Annotated in this window: 14 protein-coding genes; 10 read left to right on the top strand and 4 right to left on the bottom strand. The window is 72.8% G+C overall.

Going from position 1 to position 11,646, the window contains the following annotated elements:
• Both VMI11_11315 and mscL read left to right on the top strand, forming a co-directional pair.
• Positions 1–247: hypothetical protein (locus VMI11_11315; protein ID HTY72997.1), on the top strand; the 247-nt coding region annotated here is incomplete at its 5' end.
• An 89-nt stretch (positions 248–336) separates the two neighbouring features.
• A complete protein-coding gene (mscL, locus tag VMI11_11310) occupies positions 337–711 on the top strand; it encodes a large conductance mechanosensitive channel protein MscL (GenBank protein ID HTY72996.1) in 375 nt (124 codons plus the stop codon).
• 6 nt (positions 712–717) lie between these two features.
• Here mscL and VMI11_11305 read toward each other — a convergent pair whose 3' ends face one another.
• Together VMI11_11305 and VMI11_11300 are read right to left on the bottom strand one after the other, a co-directional pair.
• On the bottom strand, positions 718–912 hold the full coding sequence (locus tag VMI11_11305; protein HTY72995.1) for a hypothetical protein: 195 nt from the start codon (positions 910–912) through the stop codon (positions 718–720).
• A gap of 17 nt (positions 913–929) precedes the next feature.
• Positions 930–1,295: an RNA polymerase-binding protein RbpA gene (locus VMI11_11300; GenBank protein ID HTY72994.1), complete on the bottom strand. Its 366-nt coding sequence runs from the start codon at positions 1,293–1,295 to the stop codon at positions 930–932.
• 275 nt (positions 1,296–1,570) lie between these two features.
• On the opposite strand from VMI11_11300, the gene VMI11_11295 reads away from it, so the two are divergent.
• The 7 genes from VMI11_11295 (at position 1,571) to VMI11_11265 (ending at position 8,662) form a co-directional block, all read left to right on the top strand.
• Positions 1,571–3,100 (top strand): biotin/lipoyl-binding protein, encoded by a 1,530-nt coding sequence (locus tag VMI11_11295; GenBank protein ID HTY72993.1) that lies wholly within the window; start codon positions 1,571–1,573, stop codon positions 3,098–3,100.
• Between the two features lie 74 nt (positions 3,101–3,174).
• Entirely contained in the window at positions 3,175–3,825 is a 651-nt protein-coding gene (locus VMI11_11290) for an ABC transporter ATP-binding protein (protein HTY72992.1), read from the top strand.
• Positions 3,822–5,048, top strand: coding sequence for an ABC transporter permease (locus VMI11_11285; GenBank protein ID HTY72991.1), 1,227 nt, complete (start codon positions 3,822–3,824; stop codon positions 5,046–5,048). The genes VMI11_11290 and VMI11_11285 overlap by 4 nt, the downstream gene beginning before the upstream one ends.
• A gap of 8 nt (positions 5,049–5,056) precedes the next feature.
• Positions 5,057–5,767: a hypothetical protein gene (locus tag VMI11_11280; GenBank protein ID HTY72990.1), complete on the top strand. Its 711-nt coding sequence runs from the start codon at positions 5,057–5,059 to the stop codon at positions 5,765–5,767.
• Complete coding sequence (locus tag VMI11_11275) at positions 5,760–6,458, top strand: response regulator transcription factor (protein HTY72989.1); 699 nt, start codon at positions 5,760–5,762, stop codon at positions 6,456–6,458. Before VMI11_11280 ends, VMI11_11275 begins: the two co-directional genes overlap by 8 nt.
• A 3-nt stretch (positions 6,459–6,461) precedes the next feature.
• Complete coding sequence (locus VMI11_11270; protein HTY72988.1) at positions 6,462–8,021, top strand: HAMP domain-containing sensor histidine kinase; 1,560 nt, start codon at positions 6,462–6,464, stop codon at positions 8,019–8,021.
• Positions 8,018–8,662, top strand: coding sequence for a hypothetical protein (locus VMI11_11265; GenBank protein HTY72987.1), 645 nt, complete (start codon positions 8,018–8,020; stop codon positions 8,660–8,662). The genes VMI11_11270 and VMI11_11265 overlap by 4 nt, the downstream gene beginning before the upstream one ends.
• Positions 8,663–8,675: 13 nt before the next feature.
• Here the strand turns inward: VMI11_11265 and fdhD are convergent, their stop codons facing one another.
• Positions 8,676–9,470 (bottom strand): formate dehydrogenase accessory sulfurtransferase FdhD, encoded by a 795-nt coding sequence (gene fdhD, locus VMI11_11260; GenBank protein ID HTY72986.1) that lies wholly within the window; start codon positions 9,468–9,470, stop codon positions 8,676–8,678.
• Positions 9,471–9,616: 146 nt separating this feature from the next.
• Between fdhD and VMI11_11255 the strand changes: the two genes are divergently transcribed.
• A complete protein-coding gene (locus VMI11_11255; GenBank protein ID HTY72985.1) occupies positions 9,617–11,353 on the top strand; it encodes a glycosyl hydrolase in 1,737 nt (578 codons plus the stop codon).
• Here VMI11_11255 and VMI11_11250 read toward each other — a convergent pair.
• Positions 11,343–11,636: a hypothetical protein gene (locus tag VMI11_11250; protein HTY72984.1), complete on the bottom strand. Its 294-nt coding sequence runs from the start codon at positions 11,634–11,636 to the stop codon at positions 11,343–11,345. The two genes, VMI11_11255 and VMI11_11250, sit on opposite strands and share 11 nt — an antisense overlap.
• Between the last annotated feature and the right edge of the window lie 10 nt (positions 11,637–11,646).

Genomic DNA, 11,646 nt, shown 5'->3' with positions numbered 1-11,646 from the left:
CCTGCTGCGCACCGGCGACACGGTCGACGTCGTGCTCGCGGCCGGGACGGCGTCCTCGCTGCCCCACGCCCAGGTCGTCGCGCACGCGCGCGTGATCACCGTCGTGGCCGGCGGCTCCGGCAGCCTGCTGGACCCGGCATCGGGCTCGACCGGTGCGCTGGTCGTCCTCGACGTCACCCGCGACGAGGGGCTCGCCTTGGCCGCCGCGTCAGCGCTCGGCCCGCTGTCGGTCCTGCTCGACGGCTGACCGCCCGTCGGCTCGCCAGTCCGCTGGCCAGGACGGATCGGCTTCGCTAGCGTCCCGAGAGGATCTTGCCCCGACCTGGAAGGGCCGTCATGAACAACGTACTCAAGGGGTTCCGCGACTTCATCCTGCGCGGCAACGTCATCGACCTGGCGGTCGCCTTCGTCATCGGCGCCGCGTTCACCGCGCTCATCACCGCGTTCACGAACGACTTCATCAAGCCGATCATCAACACGATCCTCGGCGGTGGCATCACCGGCGGCTCGGTGAAGATCAGCGACGGCCAGTACCTGCAGTTCGGCGAGTTCCTCAACGCCGTGATCACCTTCGTGCTGGTCGCAGCCGTCGTCTACTTCATCTTCGTCGTCCCGATGAACAAGATGCGTGAGCGGCGCGTCACCGAGGAGGCCGCGACCGAGAGCGAGCTGGACGTTCTCAAGCAGATCCGGGACAACCTCTCCCGCTGACCACGACTACTCGTGGTGCGGGGGACGCTCCCGCAGGTAGCGCTCGAGGTCGTCGGCCTCGGGGGACTCCCCCCAGCCCTCGTCGCTCTCGTCGCGCGTCACGTCCGGCAGCACCGGGTGGGCATCGAAGCCAGCGTGGGCATCGAAGGCAGCGTCGGGTACGCCGTCCCGACCGGCATCAGCGCCGTCGCCCGCAGCCACGCGCGGCGGCCGCTCGCTCAGAGGGCCCGGAAGTGCTCGAGGCGCTCGGCGAGCAGGGTCTCCAGCTCGTTGACCGAGCGGCGCTCGAGGAGCATCTCCCAGTGCGTCTTGCCCGCCGCCAGCGTGCGCGGCGAGGGCGTCGGGGCGCTGAGGTCCTCGGTCTGCGACGCGCGGCGCGCCGCGGTCTCGTCGCGGTGCGCGACCCGCCCGCACTTCGGGCAGTCCCAGACGTTGGGGATCTCCTCCGCCTCCTCGGCGAAGTTGAGGTGCGTGACGTGCCCCGCCGGGCAGTGGTAGGTCTGCGAGCACGCGGGAACGCCGGTGACGTTCTCGTCGGACTCGTAGCTGTGGCTGTTCATCCCGTAGCCGCGTAGCGCGGTCATGCGCGGGCACCTCCTCGTTGTCCCCCGTAGGACGAACGGCCGCCGGAAAAAGTTCGTGCGAAGGCCTGTGACTCCGGACACGATCCACGGCCGTCCCGCCGGACGACGTCCGTCCAGGGTCGCTCACGACCTGCCCCGAGTCGAACCGACAGGCCGCGACACGCCGAACCGGAAACGAGAACCGGAAACGAAGGGCGCCACCCCGAGGCCTCGGAAAGCCCCCTCCCAGGTGACTCCCAGCCCCTTCCCAGGCTGGCCGCGCACCGTGGCGCCCCATGTCGCGTCGACGTCGGAATCTGCTGGTCAACGGCGTGCTGGTGCTCATCCTCGCGGGGGTGGCCATCGTCGGGTGGACCACCCTCGCCTCGGGATCGACGAGCGTGAGCGGGCGAACGGCCACCGTGGAGCGGGGCACGGTCGTCGCCACCGTGGCCGCCACCGGCACGGTCATCAGCCCCGGTGACGTCGGTGCCTCGTTCGAGACCAACGGCACCGTGACCGCGGTGTACGTCGCGGTCGGGGACCACGTACGCCGGGGCGAGGCCCTGGCCACGATCGACGACCTGAGCGCCCGCCAGCAGCTCGCCTCCGCCACCGGTTCCCTCGCCAGCGCGCGCAGCCAGCTGGCGAGCGTCGAGGGGGTGCAGACGCCCGCCCAGCAGGCCCAGGCCGCCAGCAACCTGACCAACGCGAGCCAGCAGGTCGCCAGCGCCCAGCGCACCGTGACCTTCACCAGGCAGTCCAACGCGCTGGCCAAGCAGGGCTACGACGCCAGCGTCACGCAGGCGCGAACGGCGTACGACCAGGCGCTCAGCGCCCAGACCAGCGCCTGCGCCGGCGGCTCCTCCGCGGCCTGCACGGCGGCGAAGCAGGCGACCTCCCAGGCGAGGAACCAGCTCAGCTCGGCCGAGCTGACCCGCCGGCAGAACCTGCTGCGCGACTCCAAGTCCCTGTCTGACGCCGAGGCGCAGCTGACGAGCGCGCAGGACTCCTACGCCGCGACCCAGCGCGAGAACGCCGCGGCGACGCAGCCCTCGTCGGCGGACCAGCTGATCGCGGCCGAGGAGCAGGTCAAGGCTGCCGAGGCGCAGGTGACCGCTGCCCGCCGGGCGCTCGCCGAGACCGTGCTGCGGGCTCCCGCCTCCGGCGTCGTCGCGTCGGTGTCCGGCCGGGTCGGTGAGTCCTCCGGCTCCAGCACCGGGTCCAGCGCCGCGGCGAGCAGCTCGTCGAGCTCGGTGTCCGGGTTCGTCGTCATCACCGGCGTCTCGCAGCTGCAGGTGCAGGCCGACTTCTCCGAGGCGGACACGGCATCCGTCCACCGCGGCGCCGGCGCGAGCATCTCCTTCGACGCGCTCACCGGGGTGACCGCGAACGCCGTGGTCACCTCCATCGCGCCGCTGCCGACGACGTCCAACGGCGTGACGTCGTACACGGTCACCCTCGACCTGCTCAGGGTCCCCGCTGGGGTCCGCGCCGGACAGTCGACGACGGTCACCGTGACGGCGGACCAGGCGACCAACGTCCTGTACGTCCCCTCGGCGGCGGTGACCTCCCTCGGCGGGCGCAGCACGGTCACGGTGACGTCCGCGAGCGGCGCCACCCACACCGTCGCGGTGACCGTCGGCCTCAAGGGCGACACCACGACCGAGATCTCCGGGACCGGGATCCAACAGGGCGACCAGGTCGTCATCGCGACGACGACCACGACCGGGAGCAACGGCTTCCCGTTCGGCGGGGTGCCGGGCGGGCTGGGCGGCGGCGTGAGTGGCGGGTTCGGCGGGACGGGCACCCGGAGCAACCGGTGACACAGCGGCCGGGGACAGCGACCCCGACCCGGGCCCCGGTGGTCGCCTTGCGCGACCTCACCAAGGTCTACGGGATGGGCGAGGCGAGCGTGCACGCGCTCGCAGGACTCGACCTCACCATCCGGCGCGGCGAGTACGTCGCCGTCATGGGCGCCTCCGGGTCGGGCAAGTCGACGCTGATGAACATCGTCGGGTGCCTGGACGCGCCGACGGCCGGCTCGTACCACCTGGACGGCATCGACGTCGGGGGGCTGTCCGACGACCAGCTCTCGCTCGTGCGCAACCGCAAGATCGGTTTCGTCTTCCAGGCCTTCAACCTGATCCCGCGCACCTCGGCGCTGGCCAACGTCGAGATGCCGCTGGCCTACCGCGGGGTCAAGCCGCACGAGCGGCGATCGCTGGCGGTCGAGGCGCTCACGCGGGTCGGGCTCGCCGACCGGATGGACCACGAGCCCACCCAGCTCTCCGGCGGCCAGCAGCAGCGGGTCGCCATCGCCCGGGCGCTGGTGACCAGACCCTCGCTCCTTCTCGCCGACGAGCCGACGGGCGCGCTGGACACGCACTCCTCGGCCGAGGTCCTGGCCCTGCTCGACGCCCTGCACGGCGAGAACCGGACCGTGGTGATCATCACGCACGAGGCCGAGGTGGCGGCCCACGCCGAACGCGTGGTGCGGATGCGCGACGGGCTGATCGTCTCCGACGAGCGGGCGGCGGTGCCCGCATGAGCCTGCGCGAGACGCTGCGCTTCGCCCTGCTGGGGCTCAACGCCAACCGGCTTCGCACCGCCCTCACCACGCTGGGGATCCTCATCGGGGTCGCGGCCGTGATCATCCTGGTCGCCGTCGGCAACGGATCCTCGGTGGCGATCCAGAAGAGCCTCACCCGCCTCGGGACCAACTCGCTGACCGTGATCAGCGGGCAGCGCGGGCGCTTCGGCCCCGGCAACGCCGGCAACGGCGCGGCCGCCACGACCCGGCGGCTGACCGTCGACGACGCCCTCGCCCTCGCCGACCCGGACCAGGCGCCAGACATCAAGAGCGTCGCGCCGGTCGTGCAGACCCAGGCATCGTGCGCGTACGCCGGCACGAGCCACACCACGACCGTGGTCGGCACGTGGCCGGCCTACTTCGAGGCGTCGAACAGTCCCGTCTCCAGTGGGACCTACATCAGCGACGACGACGTCGTGGACGGCCGGCGCACGATCGTGCTCGGCCAGACGGTCGTCGACGACCTCTTCGGCACGGTCGACCCCGTCGGCCAGACCATCACCTGCGGCGGGGTGCCCTTCGACGTCGTGGGGGTCCTGAAGACCAAGGGCACGAGCGGCTTCCTCGACGCCGACGACACCGCGGTCGCGCCGCTGAGCACCGTGCAGAACTCCCTCGCCGGCTACGGGGCGCTCTCCCAGATCGTCGTGGAGGCCAAGTCGTCGAAGGCGGTCAACGCGGCGCAGAGCGAGATCCAGACTGTCATGGACGCTCGTCACAAGATCACGAGCTCGACCAGCCGCGACTACCAGGTCCTCAACCAGGCCTCGCTGCTCGCCACGTCGGCGAGCAACAACCGGGTCTTCACCGTGCTGCTCGGCGCCGTCGCGGCGATCAGCCTGCTCGTCGGCGGCATCGGGATCACGAACATCATGCTGGTCACAGTGGCCGAGCGGACCCGAGAGATCGGCATCCGCAAGGCGATCGGAGCCCCCCGCCGGGCCATCCTCGGGCAGTTCCTCATCGAGGCTACGCTGCTGTCGGTCATCGGGGGTGCGCTGGGCGTCCTGGTCGGCCTGATCGGCTCGACCTTCCGCATCGTCGGCGTCGACCCGGTCGTCGTCCCCTCCTCCATCCTGCTGGCCTTCGGCGTCTCGGTCGCCATCGGCCTGTTCTTCGGCAGCTACCCGGCCTCCCGGGCAGCCTCGATGCGTCCGATCGACGCCCTGCGCTACGAGTGAGGTCACCCATGCCCCGACGCGACGACACCCCCGAGGACCGTTCGCTCGCCGACGACCTGGTCGGAGCCGACCCCTGGTCGCGGCCGGCCGAGGCGAAGCCGGGCCAGGGCACCGGGCCCGCCAACAGTGAGCCGACCGAGGGCACCGGCCCGGCCGACGCCGGCCCGGTCGACGCGGTGTCCTCCGACGACGAGCTGTCGCGTCTCCTTGCCGACCGTGCCCCACACGCCCGGATCCCGTGGGTCACGGCGGGCCTGGTCGGGGCGATCCTGCTGGCCGTCGGGTACGTCGCCGGCGGCTACCACTACACGCACTCCCGCTCGGGCGGTGCCGGGAGCAGCGCGGCCGGCGCCTTCGCGGCGGCGCGCAACGCGACTCGCTCGGAGGGCCTCGGCGGCGGCACCGGTGGCGCGGGCGGCGGCGGGTTCGGTGGCGGCGCGGGCGGATTCGGCGGTGCGACCATCGGAACCGTGAAGCTCGTCGACGGCGACAACGTCTATCTCACTGCTACCTCCGGGGCGACGGTGAAGGTGACCTTGGCCAAGGGCGCGACCGTCACGGTCACCAAGCGCGGGACCCTGGCCGACCTGCCCCCCGGGACGACCGTCGTCGTGGTCGGGCAGACGGGCAGCGACGGCACGGTCACCGCGACGTCGGTCACCCAGGGCGGGGGGTTCGGGGGCGGCTTCGGTGCCCGCGCGGGAGGCACCGGTGGCTGACCCGCCCGAGGCCAGGCTGCTCGTCGTCGACGACGAGCCCTACATCGCCGACCTGCTGACGACGGGGCTGCGTTTCGTCGGGTTCGACGTACGCACGGCGGGGACCGGCCGCCAGGCGCTCGACCTGGCGCGGGACTACCAGCCGGACCTGCTCGTGCTCGACGTGATGCTGCCCGACCTCGACGGCTACGAGGTGTGCCGACGCATCCGCGCGGACGGGCGGCGCGTGGGCGTCCTCTTCCTCACCGCGCGGGACGCCACGGAGGACAAGATCAACGGGCTGACGCTCGGCGGCGACGACTACGTCACCAAGCCGTTCAGCCTGGAGGAGGTCGTCGCGCGCATCCGGGCCGTCCTGCGCCGCGTGCAGCCGGCGGAGGAGGACACCGACGACGTCCTGCGCTTCGCGGACCTGGAGCTGGACGAGGACCGGCACGAGGTACGTCGCGCCGGCGAGCTGGTCGAGCTCTCCCCCACCGAGTTCGCGCTCCTGCGCTACCTCATGCTCAACGCCGGGCGCGTGCTGTCCAAGGCGCAGATACTCGACCACGTGTGGCGCTACGACTTCGGCGGGGACGCCGGCATCGTGGAGAACTACATCTCCTACCTGCGCAAGAAGATCGACCGCTGGGACCCACCGCTGATCCACACGTTGCGCGGGGTCGGCTACTCCCTTCGTCTGCCGCGCTGAGCCATGTCCGCCCTCGCCCACCTCGTCGACGTCCGGCAGTGGTCGCTGCGGCGCCGCCTGGTGGCCGGCCTGCTGCTGCTCGCGGCGCTCGCGATCGTCGCGGTCGGCTTCGCGGCGGTGGTGCTGCTGCGCGGCTACCTCGTCGACCGCGTGGACGACCAGCTGAGCCGCCTGCCTGGCCGTTTCGGGGCGTTCTCCCCGTCGGGCGGGTTCGGCCAGCCGCCCACCGGCTCGCGCCAGCTCCCCACCCCCTTCGTGCAGACCATCGTCGACGCCGACGGCAACGTCGTCGCGATGGCACCGGCGACCACCTCGCAGGACGGGAGCACGCCGGACGTCTCCTCGTTCACCGCGCAGCGGGTCGCCCAGCTCGACGGCGCCATCGTGGAGATCCCGTCGACCACGGGCCGACCGCACTACCGGGCGCGGGCCAGGGCGCTCAACGACGGCTCCGGGGACTCAGTCGTGCTGGCGGTTTCCCTGTCCAGCGTGGACTCGACGGTGCGCCGGCTCGCGGCGCTGATCACGGTCGTTGGGTTCGTGGTCCTGCTGCTGGTCGGACTGCTCGGGACCCTCGTCGTACGGGCGGGTCTGCGCCCGCTCGAGGACGTCGAGGTGACCGCGGAGGCCATCGCGGCGGGAGACCTGACCCGACGCGTGCCGCCGGGGCCGCCGGGAACCGAGGTGGGCCGCCTCTCGACCTCCCTCAACGGGATGCTGCACCAGATCGAGGCGGCCTTCCGCGACCGCGAGGCATCGGAGTCGCGGCTGCGCCGCTTCGTCGCCGACGCCAGCCACGAGCTGCGGACCCCCCTCACCACCATCCGCGGCTACGCGGAGCTCTTCCGCCAGGGCGCGGTGCACGACCCCGAGGAGCAGGCTCGCGCGCTGGACCGGATCGAGACCGAGTCCAAGCGGATGGGCCTGCTCGTCGACGACCTTCTCCTGCTCGCTCGGCTGGACCAGCAGCGCCCGCTGCGCAGCCAGCCGGTCGACCTGGCCCACCTCGCCGCCGAGGCGGTCGAGGACGCCCGGACGGCCGACCCACAGCGCACGTACGCGCTGCGCGAGGAGACCGAGGAGGCCATCGTCCTCGGGGACGCCGACCGGCTGCACCAGGTGCTGGCCAACCTGCTCACCAACGCCCGGCAGCACTGCCCGCCCGGCACGCGGGTGGACGTGCGGCTGACCCGGACCGTCCCCGAGGCCGGTGGCTCGCCCCCGGTGGCCTGGGTCCAGGTCGACGTCACCGACGACGGGCCCGGGCTGGACCCGGAGCAGCTGGGCCGCGTCTTCGAGCGCTTCTACCGGGGCGACTCGGCCCGTACCCGGGGAGGCAGCGGGCTGGGCCTGTCCATCGTCTCGGCGGTGGTGGAGGCGCACGGCGGCCAGGTCGGCGCCTCCAGCGTTCTCGGCCGCGGGACGACGTTCTCCTTCCGCATCCCGGCGGTGGCCGAAGCGGCGCCGGCGGCGGAGGTGACCGAGCCGACGCCGTCTTCCCAGGTGACACCCAGGTCGGACACAGCGAACACCCGGTCTGACCGGCTTCCCTCACCGCCATGACGGGACCCCGACCCGCGACAAGCACCCCTGCCCGAGGCCGCCTGGTGCGCGGCTGGCTCGCGGTCGTCCCGGCCGTCCTCGTGGCCGCGGTCGTGCTGGCCGCGTGCGGCTCCGGAGGGTCCTCGACGGCCGCCGGTAGCGCCTCCGGTGCCGCGTCGAGCAGCGCAAGCGCTTCGCGTGGCCAGTTCGGTGCCGCCTTCCAGGCCTACACGGGCTGCCTGACCCAGCACGGGGTCACCCTCCCCTCGCGCGGCCCGCGCGCAGGTGGCTTCCCCTCCGGGCCACGCCCCAGCGCCTTCCCCTCCGGGGTGCGGCCGTCCGGCTTCCGTCCCGGCTTCGGCGGCGGCTTCTTCGGCTCGACCGCGCCATCCGGCGTCGCCCCTAGCGCCTGGGCGTCGGCGACGAAGGCGTGCGCCTCGCTGCGGCCCTCGTTCGCCGCGCCGAGCGGGGCGCTCGCCACCGCACTCTCGGCGTACCTGTCCTGCCTGAAGGACCACGGCGTCACCGCCACCGGGACCGGGTTCGGCGCGTTGCGCTCGCTGAAGAGCACGGACCCGACCGTCGCGAAGGCGATGAAGACGTGCGCCCCCCTGCTGCCGTCCCGCTCCCCGGGCGCGCGGCCCTCCTCGGTCGCCGGCTGAGCCTCACCTGGGGTCAGTCGCAGCGCACCCGCTCGGCACCGGCGTAGACATTCATCGAGGACCCGCGGACGAAGCCGGCGAGGACCAGGCCGGCGGCTCGGGCGACGTCCACCGCCAGCGTCGAGGGGGCGCTGACCGCCGCCAGCGCGGCCACACCGGCCATCGCCGCCTTCTGGGTCAGCTCGAAGGAGGCACGACCGCTCACCTGCAGCACATAGGCGCGCGCGGGTAACAGCCCCTCCCGCAGCGCCCAACCCACGACCTTGTCGACCGCGTTGTGCCGGCCGACGTCCTCGCGCACGCAGACGGCATCGCCGGCCAGGGTGAACAGCCCGGCTGCGTGCACACCGCCGGTACGCCCGAAGGCAGCCTGCGCCACCCGCAGGCGGTCGGGGAGCCCGACCAGCACGGCGGCGTCGACGGCCGGACCTGGTGGCAGGGCCGGCAGCCGGCCGGCCACGTCGTCGACGGCGTCACTTCCGCACACCCCGCACGCGCTCGAGGTCAGAACGAGCCGGGGCCGCGGCGGCGCGACGCCCGGCGCGAGGGTGACCTCGACGGTGCTCGCGTCGCAGGCCACGGCGGTGACGACGTCCTCGGGGTGACGCACCGCCCCCTCGGCGACCAGCCAGCCCAGCGCGAGGTCCAGGTCGTGCCCGGGCGTGCGCATCGTCGTGGTGACCACATCGCCACCGACGCGCAGCGTGAGCGGCGCCTCCACGGCAAGGGTGTCCGGGCGCTCCACCGACCGGATCGGGCCAGACGCGTCGACGCGCGTGACCCGCCTGCTGTCCACGAGGGCTCCCACGGCCCTAGGCTCGCATCACCACGCCGTGACTGCGAGCCCGGCCCTCGGCCGGTCGCCTCGCGCTTCCCCGGATCGGCCCCTGCGGTGCTCGGCAGCGCCTACGGATGGGGGTCCGGATGGCTCGCGAAGCTGCGAAGAGGCTCGCCGTGCGGTCCCGGATCGGGGCCGCCTTCGTGGCCGCCGTTCTCTCGGCGCTGGTGGCGGCCGGCCTCTGGGCGACGACCGCGTCCGCCCCGGCCGCAGCCTCCTCGGGCACCCGCTCCGGCGTCTACTGCTCCAGCTCCGACCCAGGGTGCGTCGACGCGTTCGCGACCTGGCGGGGCAAGCCGGTGCAGGCGGTCGGCACCTACCTGGGCGACGACTCCTGGTCGAGCATCGAGGCGCCAGACCTCTGGCTGGTCCCGTGGACGACGAACCCCTACAAGGGTGTGGTCGTGATCACCGTCCCCATGCTGCCGACCACCGGCGACCCCGGTGACCCGACCCCGACCCTGGCCGAGGGCGCGACCGGCGCCTACGACAGCCACTTCGTCACCCTCGCGACCCGGCTCGTCGGCGCCGGTCTCGGCAACGCCGTGATCCGGCTCGGCCACGAGTTCAACGGCAACTGGTACCCGTGGGCGGCACGGTCCGACCCGACGTCGTACATCGCATATTGGCAGCACGCCGTGACCGCGATGCGATCGGTGCCCGGGGCCGCTTTCTCCTTCGACTGGAACGTCAACGACGACGTCGTCACCTGGGACGCGCGGACCGCCTATCCGGGGGACGCCTACGTCGACAGCGTCGGCGTCGACGTCTACGACTTCCACTGGGGCGTGCCGAACCAGACGCCGCAGCAGCGGTGGGCCTACCTGGTCGACCCCGGCGGGACGTACCCGCAAGGTCTTCAGCTGTGGGCCGCCTTCGCCGCTTCGCACGGCAAGCCGCTGACCTTCGGGGAATGGGGTCTCGTCGGCCCAGGAGCGTCGATGGCCAACGGGGGCGAGGGTGGGGACGATCCCTACTACGTCCAGCAGATGGCCGCCTGGTTCGCCAGCCACGACGTCGCGTTCGAGATCTATTTCGACCGAGCGCCAGCGGACGGCGACCACGTCATCGACACCGGGCACTTCCCGCTCGCGGCAGCGGCGTACGTGCAGGCGTTCGGGGACCCCGCGGCCGCGCTCGGTCCCTCACCGCTCCCGTCGGGGCAGCCGAGCTCCACGGCCTCGGACGTCTCCTCCTCATCCGCTGGGGGATCTTCGGTGAGCAGCTCCCCCACGGGTGCCCTGTCGGACTCCCCGACCGACGCCTCCTCCGCGGCCGGCCCCGGTGGCGCGTCATCGTCCGACCCCGGTCCGAGCGCTCCGGCCACGTCATCGGCGGCTCCTCCGTCCAGCCCACCGTCGTCGCTCAGCTCCTCGCCCCCGGCGCCGCCTCCCTCGTCGACGGCCGCTCCCCCTGCCTCGAGCCCTCCACCGGGATCGTCCAGCCCGCCCGCCGCCTCCTCCAGCTCTCCCGCCAAGTCGTCGAGCTCGGCGGCGGCTAACTCCTCGAGCCCCGCGTCGATCGGCGCCGTGAGCCTCGTCGTGAGCACGTCCAGCTCGCGCACCGGAGCGGTCGCCCTCAACGGGCGCACGGTCAAGGGCTCGATCTATGTCGTGGCCCAGGCCTCCGGCGCGAAGACCGTGCGCTTCTACATCGACGACACGGGACGGACGAGGGCGGCGTACCACACCGAGAACACCGCTCCGTTCGACCTCGCGGGTACCGCGGGGAACGGCCGGGCCAACCCCTTCAGCACGGCCACGCTCTCGACAGGCAAGCACACCCTGACGGTCGTCGCCGTGTCCGGCTCGACGACGAAGGTCTTCACAGCGACCTTCACCGTCACCCGCTGAGCCGGCCCGCCATCGCCGATCGGATCATCAACCGGACCCGTGAGGACAGCAGCCGGGAGAACGTCACCGACATGTGCGACCGGTCCCGCCAGCGCAGGACGTGCGTGCTCGTGACCGGACGGCAGCGACTCGCGGTGCAGAACGCGGAGGTGCCGGCGCGTGTGTAGACGTGGCACCCGTTCCGGTAGACCACGGGTCCGTCGGAGGCCGCGTGCGCTGGTGCCAGGCGGACCTCGCCGAGGGAGACATGGATCGGGTCTTGCGCCGGGTCGGGCTCCGCCACACGCGCGTGG

Source organism: Actinomycetes bacterium (assembly GCA_035506535.1).
GTDB lineage: Bacteria > Actinomycetota > Actinomycetes > DATJPE01 > DATJPE01 > DATJPE01.
The sequence above is the reverse complement of the archived record's forward strand: the minus strand, read 5'-3'. Positions and strand labels throughout refer to the sequence as shown.

What these genes read in the sequence shown, in the direction of transcription:
- VMI11_11280 (HTY72990.1), top strand. Translation starts at nt 5,057, where the DNA reads ATGCCCCGACGCGACGACACCCCCGAGGACCGTTCGCTCGCCGACGAC.
- VMI11_11290 (HTY72992.1), top strand. Translation starts at nt 3,175, where the DNA reads ATGGGCGAGGCGAGCGTGCACGCGCTCGCAGGACTCGACCTCACCATC.
- VMI11_11300 (HTY72994.1), bottom strand. Translation starts at nt 1,295, where the DNA reads ATGACCGCGCTACGCGGCTACGGGATGAACAGCCACAGCTACGAGTCC.
- mscL (HTY72996.1), top strand. Translation starts at nt 337, where the DNA reads ATGAACAACGTACTCAAGGGGTTCCGCGACTTCATCCTGCGCGGCAAC.
- VMI11_11265 (HTY72987.1), top strand. Translation starts at nt 8,018, where the DNA reads ATGACGGGACCCCGACCCGCGACAAGCACCCCTGCCCGAGGCCGCCTG.
- VMI11_11295 (HTY72993.1), top strand. Translation starts at nt 1,571, where the DNA reads ATGTCGCGTCGACGTCGGAATCTGCTGGTCAACGGCGTGCTGGTGCTC.
- VMI11_11285 (HTY72991.1), top strand. Translation starts at nt 3,822, where the DNA reads ATGAGCCTGCGCGAGACGCTGCGCTTCGCCCTGCTGGGGCTCAACGCC.
- VMI11_11270 (HTY72988.1), top strand. Translation starts at nt 6,462, where the DNA reads ATGTCCGCCCTCGCCCACCTCGTCGACGTCCGGCAGTGGTCGCTGCGG.